General features: G+C 67.6%; 18 protein-coding genes. 4 read left to right on the plus strand and 14 right to left on the minus strand.

Features of this window, described 5'->3' with window-relative positions; all coding sequences use genetic code 11:
• Positions 1-2: 2 nt before the first annotated feature.
• From CFB35_RS25925 to CFB35_RS25945, 5 genes are all read right to left on the minus strand, one after another.
• Positions 3-1928, minus strand: coding sequence for a (Fe-S)-binding protein (locus tag CFB35_RS25925; RefSeq protein ID WP_059583201.1), 1926 nt, complete (start codon positions 1926-1928; stop codon positions 3-5).
• Positions 1929-1931: 3 nt separating this feature from the next.
• Positions 1932-3995 (minus strand): NADH:flavin oxidoreductase, encoded by a 2064-nt coding sequence (locus CFB35_RS25930; RefSeq protein ID WP_089465733.1) that lies wholly within the window; start codon positions 3993-3995, stop codon positions 1932-1934.
• A gap of 68 nt (positions 3996-4063) precedes the next feature.
• The gene (locus CFB35_RS25935; RefSeq protein WP_089465734.1) at positions 4064-4597 is read right to left on the minus strand and encodes a DUF5943 domain-containing protein; all 534 of its coding nucleotides are present in this window, start codon (positions 4595-4597) and stop codon (positions 4064-4066) included.
• Positions 4598-4735: 138 nt separating this feature from the next.
• Positions 4736-5707, minus strand: a complete 972-nt coding sequence (locus CFB35_RS25940; RefSeq protein WP_034186088.1) for a dipeptidase — start codon at positions 5705-5707, stop codon at positions 4736-4738.
• Between the two features lie 38 nt (positions 5708-5745).
• Positions 5746-7020 (minus strand): serine hydroxymethyltransferase, encoded by a 1275-nt coding sequence (locus CFB35_RS25945; RefSeq protein WP_089465735.1) that lies wholly within the window; start codon positions 7018-7020, stop codon positions 5746-5748.
• A 355-nt stretch (positions 7021-7375) separates the two neighbouring features.
• Here CFB35_RS25945 and CFB35_RS25955 point away from each other — a divergent pair, with 355 nt between their 5' ends.
• Positions 7376-8491, plus strand: coding sequence for a GlxA family transcriptional regulator (locus tag CFB35_RS25955; protein WP_081066474.1), 1116 nt, complete (start codon positions 7376-7378; stop codon positions 8489-8491).
• A 54-nt stretch (positions 8492-8545) separates the two neighbouring features.
• Here the strand turns inward: CFB35_RS25955 and CFB35_RS25960 are convergent, their stop codons facing one another.
• Positions 8546-9955 carry a discoidin domain-containing protein gene (locus CFB35_RS25960; RefSeq protein ID WP_089465737.1) on the minus strand — a complete coding sequence of 470 codons (1410 nt, stop codon included), beginning with the start codon at positions 9953-9955 and terminating at the stop codon, positions 8546-8548.
• A gap of 266 nt (positions 9956-10221) precedes the next feature.
• Between CFB35_RS25960 and CFB35_RS25965 the strand changes: the two genes are divergently transcribed.
• Both CFB35_RS25965 and CFB35_RS25970 read left to right on the plus strand, forming a co-directional pair.
• Complete coding sequence (locus CFB35_RS25965) at positions 10222-11643, plus strand: PLP-dependent aminotransferase family protein (protein WP_089465738.1); 1422 nt, start codon at positions 10222-10224, stop codon at positions 11641-11643.
• 188 nt (positions 11644-11831) lie between these two features.
• Positions 11832-12590: a hypothetical protein gene (locus tag CFB35_RS25970; RefSeq protein ID WP_089465807.1), complete on the plus strand. Its 759-nt coding sequence runs from the start codon at positions 11832-11834 to the stop codon at positions 12588-12590.
• 165 nt (positions 12591-12755) lie between these two features.
• Here CFB35_RS25970 and fdhA read toward each other — a convergent pair whose 3' ends face one another.
• The 8 genes from fdhA to CFB35_RS26015 all read right to left on the minus strand — a co-directional run bounded on the left by fdhA (position 12756) and on the right by CFB35_RS26015 (position 22634).
• Positions 12756-13952 (minus strand): formaldehyde dehydrogenase, glutathione-independent, encoded by a 1197-nt coding sequence (gene fdhA / locus CFB35_RS25975; protein WP_044844368.1) that lies wholly within the window; start codon positions 13950-13952, stop codon positions 12756-12758.
• 251 nt (positions 13953-14203) lie between these two features.
• Positions 14204-15394 carry an HlyD family efflux transporter periplasmic adaptor subunit gene (locus tag CFB35_RS25985; RefSeq protein WP_089465739.1) on the minus strand — a complete coding sequence of 397 codons (1191 nt, stop codon included), beginning with the start codon at positions 15392-15394 and terminating at the stop codon, positions 14204-14206.
• A gap of 7 nt (positions 15395-15401) precedes the next feature.
• Complete coding sequence (locus CFB35_RS25990; RefSeq protein WP_179231790.1) at positions 15402-17255, minus strand: efflux transporter outer membrane subunit; 1854 nt, start codon at positions 17253-17255, stop codon at positions 15402-15404.
• Positions 17256-17257: 2 nt separating this feature from the next.
• Positions 17258-18196: a glycosyltransferase family 2 protein gene (locus tag CFB35_RS25995; RefSeq protein WP_059583216.1), complete on the minus strand. Its 939-nt coding sequence runs from the start codon at positions 18194-18196 to the stop codon at positions 17258-17260.
• Between the two features lie 9 nt (positions 18197-18205).
• On the minus strand, positions 18206-19798 hold the full coding sequence (locus CFB35_RS26000) for a DHA2 family efflux MFS transporter permease subunit (RefSeq protein ID WP_059583218.1): 1593 nt from the start codon (positions 19796-19798) through the stop codon (positions 18206-18208).
• A complete protein-coding gene (locus CFB35_RS26005; RefSeq protein ID WP_059583220.1) occupies positions 19795-21078 on the minus strand; it encodes a glycosyltransferase in 1284 nt (427 codons plus the stop codon). The genes CFB35_RS26000 and CFB35_RS26005 overlap by 4 nt, the downstream gene beginning before the upstream one ends.
• Positions 21079-21094: 16 nt before the next feature.
• A complete protein-coding gene (locus CFB35_RS26010; protein WP_059583221.1) occupies positions 21095-21664 on the minus strand; it encodes an isoprenylcysteine carboxylmethyltransferase family protein in 570 nt (189 codons plus the stop codon).
• 67 nt (positions 21665-21731) lie between these two features.
• Entirely contained in the window at positions 21732-22634 is a 903-nt protein-coding gene (locus CFB35_RS26015) for an alpha/beta fold hydrolase (RefSeq protein WP_059583275.1), read from the minus strand.
• Between the two features lie 721 nt (positions 22635-23355).
• Between CFB35_RS26015 and betI the strand changes: the two genes are divergently transcribed.
• Positions 23356-23940 carry a transcriptional regulator BetI gene (gene betI, locus CFB35_RS26025; RefSeq protein ID WP_059583223.1) on the plus strand — a complete coding sequence of 195 codons (585 nt, stop codon included), beginning with the start codon at positions 23356-23358 and terminating at the stop codon, positions 23938-23940.

Raw genomic sequence — 23940 nt, forward strand, 5'->3', positions numbered from 1 at the left:
ATTCACTCCAGCGAGGCGGCGACGAGTTCGGCGACGTCGAGCACGTCGGGGCGCGGGCCCACGACGCCTTCGAGCATGGCCGTGCAGTTCGGGCACGCAACCGCGACCACGTCCGCGCCGATCGTGCGTGCGTCGGCGATGCGGATGTCCGGGATGCGCTGCTTGCCGGGGATGTCGGTGAGCGGCGCGCCGCCGCCACCGCCGCAGCAGCGGCCGCGCATGCCGTTGCGCTCCATCTCGACGACCTGGATGCCGATCGTCTTCAGCAGCTTGCGCGGTGCTTCCGTCTCGCCGTTGTAGCGGCCGAGGTAGCACGGGTCGTGATACGTGGTGCGCTTCTCCTGCAGCGCCTCGACCGCCTTCGGCGCGATCTTGCCGCTGTCGGCCAGTTCGGCCAGATACGTCGTGTGATGCTTGACCGTCACGCGCAGCCCGAGCGCACGGTATTCGTTGCGCAGGCTGTGCATCACGTGCGGGTCGGCCGTCACGATCTGCTTGTACGACAGCGTGCCGAGCGTGCCGATCAGGCGCTTCGCCATCTGCTGGAACGTCGCTTCGTCGCCGAGCCGGCGCGCGACGTCGCCCGTGTCGGTCTCGGTCGGGCCGAGCACCGCGTAGTCGACGCCCGCCTTGTTCAGCACCTTCACGAACGCACGCAGCGTGCGCTGGTAGCGCATGTCGAACGCGCCTTCGCCCGCGACGAACAGCACGTCGACCGGCTTGCCGGGCTGCGCGACGGGTGCGCTCAGGTCGACCGACCAGTCGTAGCGCGCGGCCGTGTCGTAGCCGCCCATCGTGCCCGTCTCGCGCAGGTTCGCGAGTACTTCCTGGCCCTTGCCCGGCACCGTGCCGTGCACGAGCGTGCGGTTGCGGCGCATGTCGACGATCGCGTCGACGTGTTCGATCAGCATCGGGCATTCCTGCACGCACGCGCGGCAGGTGGTGCACGACCACAGCGTCTGTTCCTCGATCAGGCCCGACACGATCGGGCCGTTCGGCTCGCCGCGATGCTGGCCGACAGGCAGGCCCGGCGTCGGGCTGCCCGCGTACGCCGCATCGGTGCCGCCGGCCATCCCGACGACGAGATCCTGGATCAGCTTCTTCGGGTTCAGCGGCTGACCCGACGCGAACGCGGGGCACGCGGCTTCGCACTTGCCGCACTGCACGCATGCGTCGAAGCTCAGCAACTGGTTCCAGCGGAATTCGACCGGCTTCGCGACGCCGTACTCCTGATGCTCGATGTCCGGCAGCTTCAGCGCGGTCGGCGGCGTGGCCGTGCCGTTGCCGGTGAACGATTCGCGGGTGGCCGCGAAACGCTCCTGGCGCGGGTGAAACGCGAGGTGCAGCAGGCCGGCGATCGCATGCTTCATCGGGCCGCCTTTCGCCGCGCCGACCGTCATCGTGAACGCGCCGATGCCGATCAGCAGCGCGCAGAGCACCGCGAACGCACCCGACATCGCGCCGGTGGGCACCAGCATGAACAGCACGAGGCCGAGCGCGAACGAACCGAGCAGCCAGGGCAGCGTATTCCACGGGCCGCGCGACAGGCGCGCCGGCACGTTCTTCGCCGCGCGGCGACGCCACACGAACACCGCGCCGACCAGCATCGCGAGCGCCGCGAGGAAGATCAGCTTGTCGAGCCACGGCGAGTAGATCGCGAGGCCGTAGTTGACGAACACCAGCGCGAGCGCGCCGATCGCGCCGCCGGCGGTCGCGACGTGGGTCTTCGCGATGTACGGATCGCGGGCGACCACGTGGTGCAGGTCGACGAAATAACGCTTCGGAATCGCGAACAGGTTCGCGACGCCAAACGCGCCGGGCGCGGTGGCGCGGCCCAGACGCCAGTAGGACGAGCGCTTCGCGACCGCGAACGCGAGCCCCGCCACCGACAGCCACAACAAGGCGGTAATGAGGAAGGACGGATTCATCTTTTAGAAATCCTTCACGAGACGCAGCGAGTCGTAGATCGCACCGTGGACGTTGTGCATCGAGATGCAGTCGCCGACACGGAACAGCAGGAAACGGCCGTTGCCGAGTTCTTCCGACAGGCACGGCTGCGGCTCGGCCGCGAACAGCGTGTGCGGATCGATCTGGCCGCGGTTCACCGATTCCAGCTTGAGCTTCCAGTACAGCTCGTCGTTCGGCGACGAGCCGTTCTCGATCACCACCTGGTCGACCGCGCGCTCTTCCAGTTCTTCCGTGTACTCGTTGCGCAGCACGGCGATCATCTTGCCGTTCTCTTCATAGACGCGATCGAGCATCGTGTTCGGCGTCGGGATCACGCCGAACGCGTACAGGCGGCGATAGAAGATCGGGAACGTCGTGCCGCCGCAATCGTCGGCGACCTTCACGTCCGGCGTCACCACCTCGACCTTCGAGCCGCGGCTCGCCATGAAGTCGGCCACGCCGGCGCCCGCATGCGTGCTCACGCCGTCGAACAGCAGCACGTTCTGCTTCGGCTCGACCTTGCCGGTCAGGATGTCCCACGAGCTCACGGCGAGGCCTTCGGCCACGCCCCACGCCGGCACCTGCCACGTGAAGCTCGAACCGCCGGTGGCAAGCACGACGATGTCCGGCTTCTCGGCCATGATCATCTTCTCGTCGGCGGCCACGCCGAGACGCCGGTCGACGCCCAGGCGCTTCGTTTCCATGTCGAACCAGCGGATGATCCCCGACATCTGCTCGCGCTGCGGCGCCTTCGCGGCGATCATCACCTGGCCGCCCACTTCCGCGTTCTTCTCGAACAGCACGACGTCGTGGCCGCGCAGCTTCGCGACGCGCGCGGCCTCGAGGCCCGCCGGGCCGGCGCCGACCACCACGACCTTGCGCTTCGGGCCGCGCGACTTCTCGATGATGTGCGGCATCGTCGCTTCGCGCGACGTCGCCGCGTTCTGGATGCACAGCACGTCGAGCCCGTTGTACTGGCGGTCGATGCAATAGTTCGCGCCGACGCACTGCTTGATTTCGTCCTCGCGGCCGTCGCGGATCTTGATCACCATGTGCGGATCGGCGATCTGCGCGCGCGTCATGCCGACCAGGTCGATCATCCCGTTCGCGAGCAGGCGCTCGGCCTGCCCCGCGTCGCGAATGCTCTGCGCGTGCATCACCGGAATCTTCACGACCGACTTGATGCCGGCCGCGAGGTGCACGAACGGCTCCGGCGGCAGCGCCATCGGCGGCATGCAGTTGGCAATCGTGTTGTGCGTGTCGCCGCCCGAGCCCACCACGCTCAGGTAGTCGATCAGGCCCGTCTCGGACATTGCCTGCGCGATTTCCTTCAGCGCTTCGTGATCGAGGCCGTCCTCGTGGAATTCGTCGCCGCACATGCGCAGGCCGACGCAGAAATCCTTGCCGACCGCCTCGCGCACGGCCGTCAGCACTTCGATACCGAAGCGCAGGCGGTTTTCGAGGCTGCCGCCCCATTCGTCGGTGCGATGGTTCGAACGCTTGCTCCAGAACTGGTCGATCAGGTGCTGGTGCGCGGCGGAGATTTCGATGCCGTCCATGCCGGCCGCCTTCACGCGCTTCGCGGCCGCCGCGAAATCGCCGATGATGCGGCGGATTTCCTCGATCTCGATGATCTTCGCGTTGCCGCGGTGCACGGGTTCGCGCACGCCCGACGGCGACATCAGGTGCGGCCAGTGCTCGCCGTGAAACGACGAGCGGCGGCCCATGTGCGTCGCCTGGATCATGATCTTCGCGCCGTGCTTGTGCATCGTGTCGGCCAGGCGCGTGAGCGGATCGATGATCTTGTCGGTCGACAGGTTCACCGATTTCCACCAGCCTTGCGGGCTGTCGATCGACACCGGGCTCGAGCCGCCGCAGATGGCCAGGCCGACGCCACCCTTCGCCTTTTCTTCGTAATAGCGGATATAGCGGTCGCCCGGCAGGCCGCCCGGCTCGGCATACACCTCCGCGTGCGCGGTGCTGACGATCCGGTTGCGCAGCGTCAGCTGGTTCAGCTGCATGGGTTTGAACAGGTGGGGATAACGCATCGCTGGCGACCTCTGGCGTTCGAATGTCTCGTGTTGCGGGTGTTGTTCTGCTTCAGTGAATCAATGCATCAGTGCGCGATCGGCGACACTTCGAAGACGCAGTGGTCGTGATGCTCGGCCGCGCACTGCACTTCCTTCGATTGCGCGCGCGGCGCATGCTTGCCTTCCGGCGTCGTGTCGTTGACCCAGTCCATCGCGCCCGCGAACCAGCCCGCGAACATGTAGCAGAGCTTGCCTTCCTTGCCCGGCTGCTGGAGCACGAACGACGAGTGGCGCAGCTCGATCTTCGCGCGTGCGCTCACCGGATCTGCCTCGATGATCGAGAACAGCCCCCAGCCGCGTTGCGACAGGCGCTTCAGGTAATGCTCGAACACGGCCATGCCGGTGATGCCGTGCTGCTTGGCTTCCTTGTCGCACCAGTGGTAAGCCGACTTGTAGCCGGCCTTGTAGAGGATCTCGGCATACGCTTCGACGCCGAGCGCTTCCTCGACGGCGACGTGGTTGTTCGTGAAGAAGTGGCGCGGCACGTACAGCATCGGCAGCGCGTCGGTGGTCCAGACGCCGGTATCGGGATCGACGTTGATCGGCAGTTGCGGTTGCATCGTGGTGACTCCGTGAGGAAAGTGGCCGCGCGGCTCGGCGCGCAGGCGCGACATCGTCCGCGTGCCCGCGCGGCAAGCGCTGGCACGTCCCGATTTTTTTATGTTGAAACGAAGGGAGCGGTTCGGCTCGGCGGGCGCTTACGCGCCCCACACGTCCTTGAACACGCGTACCCAGTTCTCGCCCATGATCTTGCGGATGCGCGATTCCTTCCAGCCGTGACGTTCCATCGCGGCGGTCAGGTTCGGGAATTCGCCGATCGTGCGGATGCCGTCCGGGTTGATCACCTTGCCGAAGTTCGTCAGCTGGCGATAGCGGCCCTTGTCATGCGTGAGCATGTCGAAGAATTCCTTCGCGAAATCCTGCGTGAAGTCCGTGCCGATGCCAACCGCGTCCTCGCCGATCAGGTTCACGACGTAGTCGATCGCCTCGATGTAGTCGTCGATGTTCGCTTCGATGCCGCGCTTCAGGAACGGCGCGAACATCGTCACGCCGACGAAGCCGCCCGCATCGGCGATCTCCTTCAGTTGCGCGTCGCTCTTGTTGCGCGGATGCTCCTTCAGGCCCGACGGCAGGCAGTGCGAGTAGCACACCGGCTTCTTCGAGAACGCGATCGCTTCCGACGACGTGTTGCCGCCCACATGCGACAGGTCGACCATGATGCCGACGCGGTTCATCTCGGTGATCACTTCGCGGCCGAAATCCGACAGCCCGCCGTCGCGCTCGTAGCAGCCGGTGCCGACGAGGTTCTGCGTGTTGTAGCAAAGCTGCACGACGCGCACGCCCATGTCGGCGAACGCCTCGATGTAGCCGAGGTTGTCCTCGAACGCATGCGCGTTCTGGAAGCCGAGGATGATCCCCGTCTTGCCTTCCTTCTTCGCGCGGAAGATGTCGTCCGTCGTGCGCACGAGCGTCAGCAGCTCGCCGTTGTCGCGGATCTTCTTCTTCATCACGCCGATGTTGTCGACGGTCTTGGTGAAGTTCTCCCACACCGACACCGTGCAGTTCGCGGCCGTGATACCACCCTTGCGCATGTCCTCGAACACCGGCTTCTCGAACTTCGAGATGTTCAGTCCGTCGATGATGATGCTGTCCTGATGCAGCGTGCTCATATCTGCTCTCGCTCGTGTGACTGTTCTTGTGGGGTCGATCAGTAGATCGGGAAGCGCTCGCAGAGCGCGAAGATCTCGCGGCGCACGCGCTGCTCGGTTGCCGGGTCGCCCTCGGGGTTCGCCCGCAGCGCGTCGAACACTTCGAGGATCAGGCGGCCGATCTCGCGGAACTCCGCGAGGCCGAAACCGCGCGTCGTGCCGGCCGGCGTGCCGAGGCGAATGCCCGACGTGACGGTCGGCTTCTCGGTGTCGAACGGGATGCCGTTCTTGTTGCAGGTGATACCCGCGCGTTCCAGCGCCTGCTCGACCGGCGCACCCTTCAGGCCCTTCGGGCGCAGGTCCACCAGCAGCAGATGGTTGTCGGTGCCGCCCGTGACGAGATCGACGCCGCCGGCCTTCAGCACTTCGCCGAGCGCCTGCGCGTTCGCGAGCACGTTGTCGATGTAGGTCTTGAAATCCGCATGCAGCACTTCGCCGAACGCGACGGCCTTGCCGGCGATCACGTGCATCAGCGGGCCGCCCTGCAGACCGGGGAACACGGCCGAGTTGATCTTCTTCGCGATCTCCTCGTCGTTGGTCAGCACGAAGCCGCCGCGCGGGCCGCGCAGCGTCTTGTGGGTGGTCGACGTGACGACGTGCGCGTGCTCGACCGGGTTCGCGTGGCGACCCGCGGCGATCACGCCCGCGATGTGCGCCATGTCGACCATCAGCTTCGCGCCGACGCTGTCGGCGATCGCGCGAAAGCGTGCGAAGTCGAGCGCGCGCGGGTACGCCGAGAAGCCGGCGATGATGAGGTTCGGCTTGTGCTCGTGGGCAAGCGCCTCGACCTGATCGTAGTCGATGCGCAGCGTGTCGCGGTTCACGCCGTACTGGACCGCGTTGAACCACTTGCCCGACAGTGCCGGCTTCGCGCCGTGCGTCAGGTGGCCGCCGGCATCCAGCGACATGCCGAGCACCGTGTCGCCCGGCTTGGCCAGCGCGAGCATCACCGAGCCGTTCGCCTGCGCGCCCGAGTGCGGCTGCACGTTCGCGTAGCCGGCGTTGAAGATCTGCTTCACGCGTTCGATCGCGAGCGCCTCGACCTCATCGGCGAATTCGCAGCCGCCGTAGTAGCGCTTGCCGGGATAGCCTTCCGCGTACTTGTTGGTCAGTACCGAGCCCTGCGCCTCGAGCACGGCGCGCGACACGATGTTTTCCGACGCGATCAGCTCGACCTGCGACTGCTGACGCTCGAGTTCCTTCAGGATGGCGCTGCGCACCGGCGCGTCGCGCTCGGCAAGGGGCTGCGAGAAGAAAGGCTGGGTGTTCGACATAGTGCGTCCGTGACGAAGAATAAAGGGCTGCAACCGAAGCTCAGGGCCCGCCGTGCCTGGGTTTGCCGCTCGTCCAGTGCAAGGCTGCCGACGGCTCTATTCTTGTCGTTCGGATTTTCGGCGGATTGATGAATTTAGACGCGTTCTTTGCCTTTTCCGCCATGCGCGTCCGTTTTATACAAGTGACCGGTCGTGCTTTTCGGTACGGCCGCTCGAAACGGCATTGGACGTTCACCTATGGACACGCACACCGGCAGTGCGTTTGCCGCACGTTCGAGTGCGCCGTCTCCCGGATACGGTGCAGTGCAGCAACGCGCCGATGCCCAGACAACGTATGGAGCTAGGGTTTAGCCGTATGGCACGCTTGTTGCACTCGCTCACACAATACCGCAGCCCGATTCGTGCCCCGGGCCAAAAGCTATTAGAGATTCAAGGAACGCTCCCCATGTCGCCCGACCGCACAGCGTCGCTGTCCCACTTCGCGTTCATGCCTTTACCGAACTTCACGATGATCGCGTTCACCAATGCGATCGAGGTGCTTCGGATGGCGAACTACCTGAGCGGCCAGCCGCTCTATCGCTGGTCGGTGATCAGCCCGGACGGCGGACCGGTCACGGCGAGCAACGGCCTGACGGTCGACACGGGCCCGGCCGAGTGCGCGGGACAACCCGACATCGTGTTCGTGTGCGGCGGCGTCGACGTGCAGCGCGCGACCACGCCCGCCCATCTGTCGACACTGCGCCGCTTCGCGCGCTCCGGCATCCCGCTCGGCAGCCTGTGCACGGGCACCTATGCGCTCGCGAAATCGGGGCTGCTCGCTGGCTACGCGTGCGCGATCCACTGGGAGAACATGTCGGCGCTGAAGGAAGAGTTTCCGGACACGCGCTTCCTGAAGGAACTGTTCGTGATCGACCGCGACCGCATCACGTGCACGGGCGGTGTCGCGCCGCTCGACATGATGCTGAACCTGATCGCCGCGCGCGTGGGCACCGCACGCGTCACGCAGATCGCCGAGCAGTTCATCGTCGAACACGTGCGCGATACGAGCGCACAACAGCGCATGCCGCTCGTCGCGCGCCTGGGCTCGGCGAACAAGTCGCTGTTCGAAGTGATCTCGCTGATGGAGAACAACATCGAGGAGCCGCTGTCGCGCGAGGAGCTCGCGCGGCTCGCGAACATGTCGCAGCGGCAGTTGCAGCGCCTCTTCCGCGAGCACCTCGGGATGACGCCGACGCACTACTACCTGACGCTGCGGCTGCGCCGGGCGCGCGAGTTGCTGCTGCAGACCGACATGTCGATCATGCACATCACGATGGCGTGCGGCTTCCAGTCGGCATGCCACTTCAGCAAGAGCTACCGTGACGCGTTCGGCGTCGCGCCGACGCGTGAGCGCCGCAAGCAGGTGGCGCCGCTCGCGCAGGGTGCGGCGAGTGCGGGGCCTGCGTTTCCGGCGCATGTGCTGCATGCGTGAAGCAGGCAGTACCTGAAGAAAAAAGCGGCCTCGAAGGCCGCTTTCCGTTTGCGCTTACGATCCCCACACCTGCATTTCATCGAGCGAATACCCCCACTGCGTCGCCCGCTTCGTGCCGAGCATCCGCACGTAGCGGCCCTGCGCCTTCAGGTTCGGCAGCGTCACATGCCCGTACGACACGCCGTTGCTCGTCGAGTAGATCGTCGTCCAGTTCGCGTTGTCGTTCGACGTCTGGATCTGGTAGACGAGCGCGCCCGCATCCCAGTACAGATCGATGCTGCTGATCGCCTTCGTCGCGCCGAGATCGACCGAGATCCATTGTGGATCGACACCCGCGCCTTCCGGCGAATCCCAGCGCGTGCTCGTCGTGTTGCCGTCGAACGCCTTGTCCGGCGTCAGCGACGCGTTGTAGCTCGCCGACGCCGCGGCCGGCCGCCCCTGCGACAGCAGCGTGCGTGTAACGGCCGGGCCGCCGTAGTAGTTCGCGCCGAGCTTCGCCTTCGTCGCGTCGGCATTCACGCCGAACTGCGACAGGCTCCAGCGCTGCCCGGTCGTCACGTCGCCGACGTACAGCTGATAGCCGCCCGCCGTCGTCGACGAGAAGAACAGGTAGTTCGTACCGCTGACCGGCGCCGGATCCGAGTTGTTGCTCATGCAGTCGTTGAGCGCGAGCGCGCTCGGCGTCGAGGCCGGGTCGGCCGTCTTCGCATAGATCTGGTCGGCCCCGCCGCTGTCCTTCCAGCGTGCGTAGTACACCATGCCGTCCGCACGCACGGTCGGGTAGTACGTCTGCAGCCCGGCCGGACGATCGAACACGGCGGTCGCGCCGGTCGCGAGCGTGCGCTTCATCAGCCCCATGTTCGCGCCGGTGCCGGTCGCGTAGTACACGGCGCTCGCGTCCGGCGCGAGGAACGGCATCGAGTACTCGGCGCCGGCCGGTGCGTTCGTCAGGCTCACCACCGACGTGAACACCGGGCCCGCGCTCGTGTACGACAGCGTCGCCTGCTTGACGTCGCCGTTCTGCTTGAACACGAGCGTCTTGCCGTCCGTGCTGAACTTCGGATCCTCGTTGCGCGTGGCGCCCGTGCTGTGCGTCATGTTGACGGGCGGCGTGCCCGCGCCGAGCTGCAGCATGAACACGTTCCATGCGCCGTTGCTGATGCCCATGAACGCGAGCCACTTGCCGTCAGGGCTGAACACGCCGTTCATCGGATCGGTGATGCCCCACGCGCTCTTGCTGAGCTGCGTCAGCGTATGGGCCGAGAAGTCGTAGAGGAAAAGCTGGCTCGTGCCGTCGCCGTACTTGACGTAGCTGTGATAGACGAGCTTGCCGGTCAGCGCGGCGGGAAACGTCGCGTTCGGCTGGGCGGCGGGATTGTTGACGCAGGCTGCGGCTGCGACGCCGCCGGACAGGTTGAGGGCGATGCCGGCCACGAGGCCGGCGACGAGGGTCTTCAGTTTCACGCTGGATGCTTTCGGGTAAGGTAAGGACGCCGCAGAAAAGGACTCGCGCGACACGCGCGGGCGTCACGGATTCGCGGTCGGGCAGCGTGAATTCCGTATCGGTCGGACAGCGGGAACAAAGCTTGCGAGAGGATGCCCGCTTGTCAGACGAAAGAACAGGATCAGAGCGCTCACAAAACATGCGGATCAGCGATATGGGGCGCGCTTGCACGTGACGGCTGCCGTACTACTCTTTGTCATCGAGGTCCAACGGCCGGAGGGCACGCATGAAGCGCTATGCGGTGCTGGCAAAGACGATCGCCGACGCCATCCGGCGCGGCGACCTGGCGGCCGGCGCGCGCATCCCTACCGTGCGCGCGGCATGCCGCGCATATCGGGTGAGCCCGTCCACGGTGTTTCGTGCGTACTACGCGCTCGAAAGCGAGGGCCTGATCGTCGCGCGGGCGCGCTCCGGCTATTTCGTCGCGAATCTCGCGGACAAGCACGTACGGTTCGGCCGCGATCCGCCGCGCAAGCCGGCCGCCGTGCAAGCCGACGACGATGACGCGCTGCCCCGCCTGCTCGATTCGCTCAAGTGCGACGACATCGTGCCGCTCGGCTCGGCATTCGCGAGCTATTCGCTGTTTCCGATGAGCAGCCTGTGGCGTCACGTGGCGTCGGCCGCCCGCCACATGGATCGCACGAAACTGCTGGAGGGCCTGCCGCCCGGCTACGACCCGCTGCGCCGCCAGATCGCGTTGCGCTACCTGAACGCGGGTGCGTCGCTGCCGCTGGAGGAAATCGTCATCACGACGGGGGCGATCGAAGCGCTGACGCTCAGTCTGCAGGCGCTGACACGTCCGGGCGACATCGTCGCGATCGAGCGGCCGGCATTCCACGCGGTGTTGCAGGCCGTCCAGTGCCTGCACCTGAAGGCCGTCGAGATTCCGGTCGACCCGCGCACGGGCCTCGACCTCGACGCGCTCGCCGAGGCGCTCGATACGCATCCGGTGCGCGCGTGCTGGTTCATGACGTCGCTCCACAATCCCACCGGCGCGACGCTGACCGACGAGCGCAAGCGCGCGCTGATCGACCTGCTCGCGTCGCGCGGCGTGCCGCTGATCGAGGACGACGTGTATGGCGAACTGCAGTTCGGCACGGCGCCCACACGCCCCGCGAAACTGTACGACGATAACGGGCTCGTCCTGCATTGCGGGTCGTTCTCGAAGTGCCTCGCGCCCGGCTTCCGGATCGGCTGGGTCGCGGCCGGTCGCTTCGTGGGGCAGATCCGGCAGGCCAAAGGCGCGAGCGCGCCGGCCGCCGACGTCCCCGCGCAGATGGCGATTTCGAGCTACCTGCGCGACGGCGCATACGACCGGTTCCTGCGCAAGCTGCGGCGCAATCTCGCCGCGCACCAGGCGCAAATGTTGTCGGCCGTGCGCGCGTATTTTCCGGCGGACACCGAAGTGTTCGCGCCGCGCGGCGGGTATTTCCTGTGGATCGAATTGCCGCCGCACGTGGATGCGATGCACCTGTTCGGCGATGCGATGGAAAGCGGCGTCAGCATCGCGCCCGGGCCGCTTTTCTCCGCGACCGGCGGCTTTCGCCGCTATGTGCGACTCAACTACGGACGACCGTGGACGCCGGCCGTCGAGCGCGCACTGGAGACGCTCGGCACGCTCGCGGCGCGACAGCGGCACGGCAGTTAGCACGAAACGAGCGGCACGCGACCCGCGACAATCGCCTTGCGTTTCGCGCGCGGGCGACAAACAATGAAGCGGAAGGCAGCCGCGGACGAACGGTTCCAAGCGTCCGATGTTATGGAGAATCTCATGAACGCCGCATGCGAACGACCGTCGATGTGCAGCCCGACGATAGCGTTCATCGGTTGCTGACGATGCGCGTCCTGCCCACTCGAAGCGTCCGCGCGCGCGATGCGTGGCGTGCCGTGCTGAATGCGCGCGCCGAATCGCGGCACGCGACGTGCTGCCGCTGCCGCGAATGCGGCTTCGTCGCGTTCCGCGCACTCGAGCACTGCCCCGTCTGCGGTCAATGGAACGGGCCGTTCGAGCCGATCGATCGCCGACCGGCCGACGCACACGCCGCGTACGCGCCGCGGTCGTTCCACACGTGGTCGTCGCGCGTCGCCCGCGCACTGCGCAACGCGGCTTTCCAGCGGCCGCGCGCGTCGAGCGCGCCGATCCTGAGCATCCTCACGCTCGTGCTGCTCGTCGGCGGCTACGTGACGGTCGACCAGACCTGCAAGGCCGATCCCGTTTGTCGCGGGTCCGGTGCGCCGGCCGCCGTCGCGACCGAAACCGGGTTGCCCGCGTCGAGCGATCCGTTCCTGCCCGTCTTGCCCGCACCCGTCTACCCGTTCCATTCGCCCGATGCAACGCAAGTGGCGGCCGATCCGCAGCAGGGCGCCCCGGTCGCCGTCAAACCCACTCGCCCGATGGCGGTTGCGCAAGCCGCGCCGTCGTTGCGCGTGCCTGACCGGACGCGCGCCGGCGCAATCCGCGGAGCCGACTGGAAAGGCAACCGCGACACCGCCCATCGCACGCGCGCGATCCGCCGCGTCAGCGCGCACACCGGGCGTGCACGTCGCGTCGCGGCCAGCCACGCCGAAATCGCGAAGCTCTATCGCGGCCACTGAGCGTGGCCCGGGCCCGCGCGCGACGACGATCGCCGCGACGCCGCACGATCGGGGGTCGCCGGTCGCCGCGTTGCGCTGCCCTTCGCTCCCGCAACGAAAAACGGGCGGCCCGTTTCCGGAGCCGCCCGTTCTCGCGTCACGCGTCGCGTGTCGAACGCCAGCGCATCACGCCGCCAGCAACCCGTGCGGATCGATCACGAATTTGCGCGGCGCGCCGCCGTCGAACTTCTTGTAGCCTTCCGGCGCCTGGTCGAGCGAAATCACTTCGACGTTGACGATCTTCGCGATCGGCAGCCGGTCGAACAGGATCGCCTGCATCAGGTTGCGGTTGTACTTGAGCACCGGCGTCTGGCCCGTGAAGAACGAATGCGACTTCGCCCAGCCGAGGCCGAAGCGGATGCTCAGGCTGCCGTGCTGCGCAGCCTTGTCCTTCGCGCCCGGATCGTCCGTCACGTACAGGCCCGGGATGCCGATCGCGCCGGCCGGGCGCGTGATCTCCATCAGCGAGTTCAGCACCGTCGCGGGCGCTTCCTCCGAATGGCCCGACGAACCGTGGCCGTGCGCCTCGAAGCCGACGCAATCGACCGCGCAGTCGATCTCGGGCACGCCGAGGATCTGCTCGATCTGCTCGCCGAGCGACGCGTCCTTCGACAGGTCGACCGTCTCGAACCCCATCGCCCGTGCGTGCGCGAGCCGTTCCGCATTCATGTCGCCGACGATCGTCACGGCCGCGCCGAGCAGGCGCGCCGATGCGGCCGCCGCCATGCCGACCGGGCCCGCGCCCGCGATATAGACCGTCGAACCGGGCTTCACGCCCGCGCTCACCGCACCGTGATAACCGGTCGGCAGAATGTCGGACAGGCAGGTCAGATCGCGGATCTTCGCCATCGCCTGATCGCGATCCGGGAATTTCAGCAGGTTGAAATCGGCATACGGCACGAGCACGTATTCGGCCTGGCCGCCGATCCAGCCGCCCATGTCGACGTAGCCGTACGCGCCGCCCGCACGCGACGGGTTCACGTTCAGGCACACGCCCGTATGCGTGTCCTTGCACATCGCGCAGCGGCCGCACGCGACGTTGAACGGCACCGACACGAGATCGCCGATCTTCAGCGTCTCGACGTCGCGGCCCACTTCGACCACTTCGCCGGTGATCTCGTGACCGAGCACGAGGCCGATCGGCGCGGTCGTGCGGCCACGCACCATGTGCTGGTCGGAGCCGCAGATGTTCGTGCTGACCACCTTCAGGATCACGCCGTGGCCGATCGCGCGGCCGGTCGGGTCGACCATCTTCGGATAATCGATTTTCTGGACTTCGACCTTGCCCGGCCCAAGATAGACGACACCTCGATTGCTGCTCATCGTATTGTCTCCATGTCTCGTTGGATGGCGCGGCGGCGCGCCGGCTCATGCGGCGCACACGCAACGTGCTGTTCGAGAGTAGTCCGGGAGGCAGGGGCGCCGATGTCTCAAACGCGACACGCGTTTGATCGGCGCCGACATCGATGGCGGAAATACGAAAGTCGGGCGGGAAACGACGGGGACGCTCCGGGTGCGAAACGCACCGGGGTCGGACCAACCCTCGCGGCCGGCCGCCGCCGCGACGGCGGGCGCTACCCGCGCTGATTCTCGCGGATGATCGCGGCGGCGGCGGCCTCCGCATCGCTCGCGACGCCGTCGTGCACGCGCGTGCTGACGGCCGGCGTCGGCGGCTCGCTGTCGAGCGCGTGGCCGTTGCGGTCGTGCGTGTCGACCGTCGCGCGCATCGACAGCCCGACGCGCAGCGGATGCGCGGCGAGGTCGCGCGGATCGAGCGCGATCACGACCGGCACGCGCTGCACGACCTTGATCCAGTTGCCGGCCGCGTTCTGCGACGGCAGCATCGAGAACGCGCTGCCCGTGCCCGCCGAGAAGCCCTGTACGCGGCCGCGATAGGCGACGCGCGAGCCGTAGAGATCCGACACGACCTCGACCGGCTGCCCGACGCGCATGTGGCGAATCTGCCCTTCCTTGAAATTCGCCTCGACCCACAGCCGGTCGAGCTGCACGATCGACATCAGCGGCACACCGGGCCCGACCTGCTGGCCGACCTGCACCGAGCGCTGCCCGATCGTGCCGTCGACCGGCGCGACGATCGTCGTGCGCTTCAGGTTCCGGTACGCGAGCTTGAATTGCGCGGCCGCCTGCACGACGGCCGGGCTTTCGTCGACGGGAAGCTTGCTGCCGAGCGCGCGCGCCGCGTCGAGCTGCGCCTGCGCGGCCGCGAGGTTCGCCTGCGCGCCGGCCACCGCCGCGCGGGCCCGCGCCAGTTCTTCGGGCGCGACGATTTCGACCGATGCGCCCGAGCGCGCGGCCAGCGCGCGCTGCGCCAGCGACAGGTCGGCGCGGCGCGCATTCACGGCCTCGACGTACATCGTGTTCGAGATCTTCGCGTTCGCGACCTGCCGCACCGCCTGCGCGAGCTGCGCCTTCGCCTGCGCGAACGCGACGGACGCCTCGGTGTCATCGAGCTTCACGAGCGTCTGCCCCGCGCGCACGGCCTGCGTATCGGCGACCTGCACGTCGGTCACGGTGCCCGGAATCTGCGCGGCGACCTGGACGATGCTGCCCGCGACGTACGCGTCGTCGGTGTCTTCGTCATAGCGGGCGCTCGACAGCCAGTACGCGATCCACGCGATCGCGGCCAGCAGCACGATCGCGAGGAACACGGTGAAGCGCTTGCGGCGTGTCGCGCGGCGTGCGTCGAGGGCCGGGTCGTTCAGCGCGGCCGGCGGCGCGGCGGAATGAAGGTTGTCGTGGTGCATCAGTTCATCAGTCGCTCTGCGTGACGATCAGACGATCGTGCTGGAACACGGGAATCGCGGGCATCGGCGCCGGGCCCGGCATGGGGCTCGCCGAGGCCGTACCTGCGAGAACGGGGGTGCCACGCGGCGTCGGGTCGGAGTGGGTCGCGCCGACCGTGGACGGGCGCGCCGTGTCGTCGCGTCGTGCGGATTCAGGCGTGGACACGGCCCTCGTCGTGGCGATGGCCGGTGAAACCGTGACGCTCCGCGCGGGCGAGTCGTTCGACGGGCCGGCTACCGCTACCGGGTTCGCGGCCACGGCGGCCGGCGCGCCGCGTCTGGCCGCCGCCCCGCCACGCGCCCGCTGCACGGCCGGCGCTCGCGCCTGCACGACCCTCGCGTCCGCATCGAACCCGCCGCCCAGCGCGCCGATCAGCCCGACGCGCAGCGTCCGCTGCTTGCCGAGCAACGCGATCATTTGCGCGCGCTCGTCGATCAGCGTGAGATCCGCGACATCGACGTCCTTCTGCATCAGCACGCCGCGCCGATGCCGGTCCGCCGCGATCTGCACGATCTTCTGCGCGGCCGCGACCGCATCCTGCTGCTGCGCGACGAGCGTCTGCGACGTCTGCAGCGACGTGACGAGTTGCGCGACCTGCCCGAGCGCGTCGTCGACGGTCTTGTTGTACAGCCCGATCGCGACGTCCGCCTGCGCGACGTCCGCGCCGAGCTTCGCCTTCAGCCGGCCGCGATCGAAGATCGGCAGCGAGATCGCGGGGCCGACGGAGCCGGCGAGCGAATCGCGCGAGAACAGCGACGCGGGCGTCAGCGCGAACACGCCGCCGAGCGCGACGAGGTTCACATCCGGATAGAACTGCGCGCGCGTCGAATCGGCGTTCGCGAACGCGGCCTCGACCCGCAGCCGCGCGGCGACGATGTCGGGCCGGCGGCCGAGCAGATCGGCCGGCAGCCGGGCGGGCAGCGCGCCGCCCGCGAACGCGCCCACGCGCGGCCGCTGCAGCGCGAGCCCGCGCTCCGGGCCGCGGCCCGACAGCACGCCGAGTTGCAGTTGCGCGAGCTTGATCTGCTCGTCGTTCAGCGCGATCTGTTCGAGCACGCGGCTGCGCTTGATCGCCGCGTCGCTCGCGTCGTACGCATTGTCGAGGCCACGCGCGGTGCGCTCGCGCAGCACGGCCGTCACGCGCTGGCTGATCTTCAGCTTCTGCTGCAACAGGTCGCGCACCGCGTACGCCTGATCGAGCTGGCAATACACGGTGACGATCGCGACGGCCAGCGTGAGCCGCACCTGTTCGGCCTCGACGCCGGCGGCGTCGCGCAACGACATCAGGCTCTTCGTCGCCGCGCGGTTCTTGCCCCACAGGTCGAGCTGGTAGTTCAGTCCGACGAAGATCGACGACGGCGACACGTTCGGATCGCCGAAAATCTGCACCGGCACGCGATAGCCGCCGGCCGTCACGTCCGCGATGTCGCCGGGCTTCGGCATCCGCGCGCGGCTGATCGTCGCGCCGGCCGTGCCCGTCAGCCCGGTCAGCGAATCGAACTGCTGAAGCTGTGCCTGCGCGATGCGCAACCGCGCCTGTGCAACCTGCACATCGGGACTGTTCCGCGACGCCTCGGCCACCAGGTCGTCGAGCTGCGGATCCTGTAGCTGCTTCACCCAGTCGGGCGCCGGCCACGCGCCGTTTGGGCCGGGGCCGGCGGTATGCACGAGCGCATCGTCGGCCGGCGCGCGCAGCGACAGCGACGGCAGAAAGCCCGACGGCACGCATCCGCTCAACGCGAGCAATGCCGCGGCGGCCGCGATCATCGCGCCGCCCTTCACGCCACGCGGCGAACGCGCCGCTTGCTTCATCCGACGCATCGTCACCCCTGCCGAACGCGCTGCGCCCGCGCGGCCAGACGCGGCCGCGTGCGCTCGAGCGGGCCGAGCCGGCCGAACAGGCCGTCCGCGACGCCGAACAGGATGCCGGCCAGCTTCGCGCGCTTGTCGCGCTCGACGAGCGCGATCTGCACCACCTGCCACACGGTCAGCAGGTTCGGCACGAGCGCCACCGGAAAACGCAGCCCGTACTGCATCCCGAGCTGCACCGCATTGCGCGCGCTGTAGTAGCGCCGTTGCCACGAATGGTTCATCGACGTCATTTCGAAAGGGCCGATCGCATGCCGCCGTTTCGCGCCGATCCGGTGCGACAGCACCAGCGACGGCACGACATAGAGCGGCACGTTGCGCGACAGCGCGCGGAAGCTGTATTCGGTATCGACGTGATCGATGAACAGCGTCTCGTCGAAGCGGCCAAGCACGTCGAACGCATCGCGCGACACGACGCAGCCCGACGAAATCAGGAACGCGCAGCGCTGCATCGGCGCGCCCGGTTCGATGCGCAGGCGGCGCAGGCCGATGCCGTTCGTCGCGAGTTCCGGCAGGAAGCTGCGCGCGTTCTCGTCGAAGATGCGCGGGCCGGCGAGGAACGCGCGCCCGCCAAGCCCCGCGCAGACCTCGCGCATCGTCGGGAAATACGCGGCCGGCACCGACGAATCCTGGTCGAACAGCGCGACCGCATCGACGCGGTCGCGAAACAGCGCCGCGAGCCCCGCGTTGTACGCGCCCGCGATGCCGCCGCGATTGCCGTGATGCAGCAGCGCGATGCCTTCACGCGCGCACAGGTCGCGCACCCGTGCATCGGCCTGCGGCGTGTTGTCGACGACGAGCAGCGCATCGCACGCGTGCCGCCACGCGCGCAGCGCGTCGAGCTGTGCGTCGCTGGGGTGATACAGGATCACGAGTGCACCGAGTGTCGTCATGGTCTCTTCTCAATGTCCGAACGATGCGGCCGCGCCGCGTTTCGGCCGCGTCAGCCACATCATCGCGGCGAGCGCGAGACACGTCATGCTCGCCATCCAGAACATGTCGTTGGTCGCCATCATGTAGGCCTGCTGCATCACGACGTGATGCAGCGTCGTCAGCTCGCGCACGCCGTCCACGCCCATCGCGTTCAGCGCATGCACGAAGCGTTGCGTGTTCGCCGACGCATGCGTGACCGATTGGGACACGACGTCGTAGTGATAGGTCGCGCGGTTGTCCCACAGCGTCACGCTCATCGCGGTGCCGAACGCGGCCGACAGCGTGCGCAGGAAATTCGACAGGCTCGACGCGGCGGCGAGCCGGTCGTCCGGAATGCGCGACAGCGTCGCGGCGGTCAGCGGAATGAAGAAGCACGGCAGCCCGATCCCCTGGATCAGCCCGGGTGCTGCGATCTGCGCGAACGTCATCTTCAGCGTGAAATGCGCGTCCCACGCGAGCACGGCCGCGAACACGAGAAAGCCGAACGTCGCGAGCACGCGTGCGTCGAAACGGTGCGCACGCAGCCCGACGAGGATCGAGAATACGAGCGCGAGCACGCCGAGCGACGCGGTCGCGAGCCCCGCATGAAACGCGTTGTAGCCCATCACGGCCTGCATCCACAGCGGAAACACCACGCCGACCACGGAGAAGCTCATCATGCCGAGCGAGATGATCAGCACGCAAAACGAGAACGTGCGGTCGCGAAACAGGCTCAGGTCGACCACCGGATGCGCTTCGCCCGCTTCCCAGATCAGCAGCGACACGATCGCAAGCGCCGCGACCACCGCGAGCGTGACGATCAGCGGCGAATCGAACCAGCCGCGGTCGTGGCCGAGATCGAGCATCGCCTGCAGCGAGCCGACGCCGATCACGAGCAGCACGATGCCCGGCACGTCGATCGGGCCGGCCGCGCCGCGCTGCGCGTCGGGGCGCAGCATCGCGGTGCACACCGCGAACGAGAACAGCCCGATCGGCAAGTTGATCAGGAAGATCCACGGCCACGAAAAGTTGTCGACGATCCAGCCGCCGACCACCGGCCCGAAGATCGGCGCGAGCAGCACCGTCATCGCCCATAGTGCGAGCGCGATCGTACGTTTGGCCGGAGGAAAGGTGCGCAGCAGGATCGTCTGCGACAGCGGCACCATCGGCCCCGAACACAGCCCCTGCAGCGCGCGGCAGATCACGAGCACGTGCAGGTCGCGCGCGAGCCCGCACATCAGCGACGTCAGCGTGAACAGCAGCACCGCGCCGACGAACAGCCGCAGTTCGCCAACGCGGCGTGCGAGCCAGCCGGTGAGCGGCACGGCGATCGCGGCCGCGACCGAATACGAGCTGATCACCCACGTGCCCTGGCTGTTCGATACGCCGAGACTGCCGGAGATCGCCGGCACCGCGACGTTCGTCACGGTCGAGTCGAGCACTTCGATGAACGTCGCGAGCGACAGCGCGAACGTCAGCAGCGCGAGCCGGATGCCGCGCACCGGCTGCGCGGCCGGCGCGGGCGGCACGTCGAACGCCGGCGGCGCGGCGGCCCCGTCGTGAAGCGGCGACGCGGCGCTCATGCGCCGGCCACCGCGACATCGGCCCGCGCGGCCGCTCGTCCGCGCTTCGGCACGAACCGTTCGATGAAATCGGCGGCCGCGCCGCAGCCGTCCGGCGCGGCCGCGAGCAGCGCACGCGTGCGCTCCGCATGCACCGCGAACGCGGGTTCGTCGAGCACGCGCGCGAGCGCCGCGCCGAGCCGCGCGCCGTCGAGCGGGCCGTCGACACGCACGCCGCAGCCGTTCGCGACGACGCGTTGCGCGTTGTCGAACTGATCGTGCGCGAACGGCGTGACGACCTGCACGATGCCGGCTTCGCACGCGAGCGCCGCCGTGCCGATCCCGCCGTGATGCACGAGCGCGCGGCAACGCGGCAGCAGCGTGCGCATCGGCACGAAGCGGCGCACGAGCAGCCGGTCGCCGTCCTGCGCCGCATCGTGCGGCGTCAGCAGGATGCCGCGCGCGCCGGTCGCGCGCAGCGCGTGCGCCACCGCGCGCGCATAGGCCGCATGATCGACGAGCGTCGAACCGGCCGTGAACACGACCGGGGCTTCGCCGGCCGCGAGAAACGCATCGAGTGCCACATCGTCGTCGGGTGTCGCGATATCGTTGAACAGCGGAAAACCGCTTTGCAGATGATTCGACGGCCAGTCGGGCTGCGGCGGCGCGAACCAGCCGGGAAACAGACACAGCACGCCGTCGGTCGAATGCAGCCAGCGGCCGAGCACGCGGCGCGCGGGCGCCAGCCCGAGCCCGCGGCGCACCGCGTCGAGCGCCGGGCCGCACACGCGGTCCAGCACCTGGCGCTCGATCAGCGTCATCAGCGCCGACTTCACCGGCAACGGCCAGCGCGCGGGTATCGTCAGGCGCGGGTGGGTCGGCGGTGCATGCGCGGACAGCAGCGTCGACGGCGACACCTGCACCGACACGTACGGCGTGCCGTGCAGCTCCTGCATGAAGCGCGCGGAGAACGCCCACAGCGTGCCGACCAGCACCGTGTCGGCATCGGTCAGCGCGCGCAGCGTGTCGTAATGCGGGCGCAGCGTCGGCGCGATCACCTGCCACAGCGTGCGGAACGACGTCCGCGGATCCCACAGCGCCGGGTTCGCCATCGCCGCGTCATAGTCGGCCGCGGTGCCGACCGGCACGAACGCGAAGCCGCAGCGGCGCACGGCCGCCTCGAACGGCGCATGCGTGCAGAACACGACCTCGTGGCCGCGCGCGGCGAGCGTGCGCGCGATGCCGAGCAGCGGATGCACGTCGCCCGCCGAACCGATCGCGGTCACGATCATCTTCGCCATCGCGCGCCTCGCGGGGTCAGTAGAAGCCGGGGATCAGCGCCGCGACCTCGCGGCGGTACTGCGTATAGGCCGGCCCGAAATGCCCGGTCAGCCAGCTCTCCTCGACGCGCACCTTGTACGCGAGCGACGCGAACACCAGCAGCACGCCGATCGCGCCGCGCCATTCGCCGCCGATCAACGCGGCGCCGACCAGCGCGATCAGGCAGCCGGTATAGATCGGGTGACGCACGAGCGCATACGGCCCCGTACGGACGAGTTCGTGGTTTTCCTTCAGCGTGACCGACACGCTCCAGTTCGTGCCGAGGTGCAGCCGCGCCCATACCGAAAACAGCAGGCCGGCCACCAGCACCGCGAGCCCGCACTGCGCCTGCAGCCCGAAGCGCTGCCAGTCGGGCGCGAGCGCCTGCCACGACGGATCGGGCAGGATGATCAACGCGCCGCCGACGATCAGCGGAATCGACTGCAGCGTGCGCGAGCGCGACGCCTCCTTGCGCACGGTCGTCTTGACGCCCTGCGACGTGGCGATCCAGTACGCGAGCCACGCGGCCCACGGAACGACGATGGCGATGGTCTGAACGATATTCACGGCTGGCCTGCCTCGTTGGGATGGGAATTCGGATGCGCGGGACGCGCCCGCTGCACGACGGATGGCGTCACGACGAAAGCGCATGCATCGGCGCGGGCACGCACGCGTGCGCGGCGGCACGTGCGACCCCGGCCGCGGCAGATGGCTCGCCGCAGAAGAACTCGAGCAGCGCGGTACGGGTGGATTCGCGCTGCGCCCGGCCTTCGATGTCGAGGAAGTGGCCCGCGTCCGGCACCGTCGCGAACCGCGCGCGCGCCACGTGCGCGCCGAGTTGCCGCACGTCGGCCGGCGTCGTGTATTCGTCGCGCTCGCCGTTCAGGAACAGCAGCTCGCAGCCGATGTTCGCGAACTCGCTGAAATAGCGCTCGGGCTGCAGCGACAGGATCTGGTCGACGTGGAACGCGACCTGGTCCTGCTCGTCGCGCGGCAAGCGCGTGAGATACCGGTAGTTGTACAGCTTCATGATGCGCGGCAGATAGCGGCCGACGGTGTCGTTCAGCAACTGCGCGGCCTTCAGGTTCTCGCCGGCCGCGATGTGGTCGCGGGCGCGCGTCACGTAGTCCACCATCGCGTCGTTCAGGAATGGCGAGAACGAACAGATCGCCGCGCGCCGCACGCTCGGGCAGCCGCGCGCGAGCGCGAACAGCGACGCGACGCCGCCCCACGACACCGACACGAGGAACGCCGGCGCGAAGCGCTCGACCAGGTACTGGAGGATCGCGGCTTCGTCGTCCTTGGTCAGGATGGAGCAGCCGGGGTTGTGCTGCCGCGACTGCCCCGCATACGGCAAATCGAAGCAGATTGTGTTCATCCGCTCGCCGAGATACTGGACGGTCTGGCCGAACGACGCGGTCGTCGCGAGCGCGCCGTTGACGAGCATCGCCGTGTCGAAGGCCGGGTCGAACACGTTCCGTTCGACGTAGACCTTCAGACCGTTCGGCAGCGGGACCACGTGTTTTTCGGTCGGCATCGTCGTTCTCCGGTGAGTGCGGCGTCTCGACGTCGCGGCATGCTGCAGGTGCACAATGGCCGGCGCCGGGTCCGTGCGCGATCGATCGACGCGCGCGATTGCCGACGCACCGCGGCAATCGCGCGCGGCGCCATTCATTCCTCGTGGTGCGGCGCCATACTAATACGGTCGACATTGCCCACTCAAGTCATTCCAAAAATCCCTCTACTCGGCCATGAAATACGCCGAATTCAAATTGATTTATCGATTTCTATGGTATGCGGAATCCATCCGAGGACGATCGCAATCGTTTGCGCGCAACGCTTCCTGGCGTCGAAAAATTGACATTTGTACTTATTTTTCAACTACTTATTGAGTTTAAATCGCCGAATTCAAACGGCTTTCACAAAACCGCACGCATTCACAATCCGATTTGGCAATTTCACATCGTGAATAATATTACAGACCTCGACATTCTTTCGCCTTGTAATGAAATCGAGCGCAGAAACGGTCCTCCGCATTGCATCATTTTTTCACAGCGCGTTTTAAACAGATTCAAATTTAATTAACCTTCTTTCAATGCGTTTTTCCGCATCCGCACATGGCTCCGGGCGTGACGAGTCGTTCCGTTTGGAACAGGGCCCGCCGTTCAGCCCCGATTTTTTGTTGATTGAACAATCAATAAAAAACCGCTAAGCTCTCGACTTCCATCAACGGCCCGTCCGGGCGAAGGGGAGTCGCGATGCCGAAAGTCGGAATGCGGGAGATACGCCGCGCCCAGTTGATCGATGCCACGCTGCGCTCGATCGACGAAGCGGGCCTGCCCGGCACGACGCTCGCATCGGTCGCGCAACGCGCGAACATCTCGACGGGCATCGTCAGCCATTACTTCGGCGACAAGGACGGCCTGCTCGAAGCGACGATGCGGCACGTGCTGCGCGACCTGTGGTCGGCCACCACGCGCCGCCGCGCCGCCGCACGCAAGGACCCGCGTTCCCGGTTGCGTGCCGTCGTCGCCGCGAACTTCGACGACACGCAGGTCAGCGCGCCGGTGATGAAGACATGGCTCGCGTTCTGGTCGCAGAGCATGCACGACCCGATGCTCAAGCGGCTGCAGCACGTCAACACGCGGCGCCTCCATTCGAACCTGTGCGCCGAATTCGCCAAGGCATTGCCGCGCACGAAAGCGCGCGAAGCCGCCAGCGGCCTCGCCGCGCTGATCGACGGCCTGTGGCTGCGCGGCGCGCTTGCCGGCGGCCCGATCGACACCCGAGCCACGTTGAAGCTCGCCCACGATTACATCGACCTGCTGCTCGCGTCCGACTGA

This window comes from Burkholderia sp. AU16482 (assembly GCF_002223285.1).
Lineage (GTDB): Bacteria > Pseudomonadota > Gammaproteobacteria > Burkholderiales > Burkholderiaceae > Burkholderia > Burkholderia semiarida.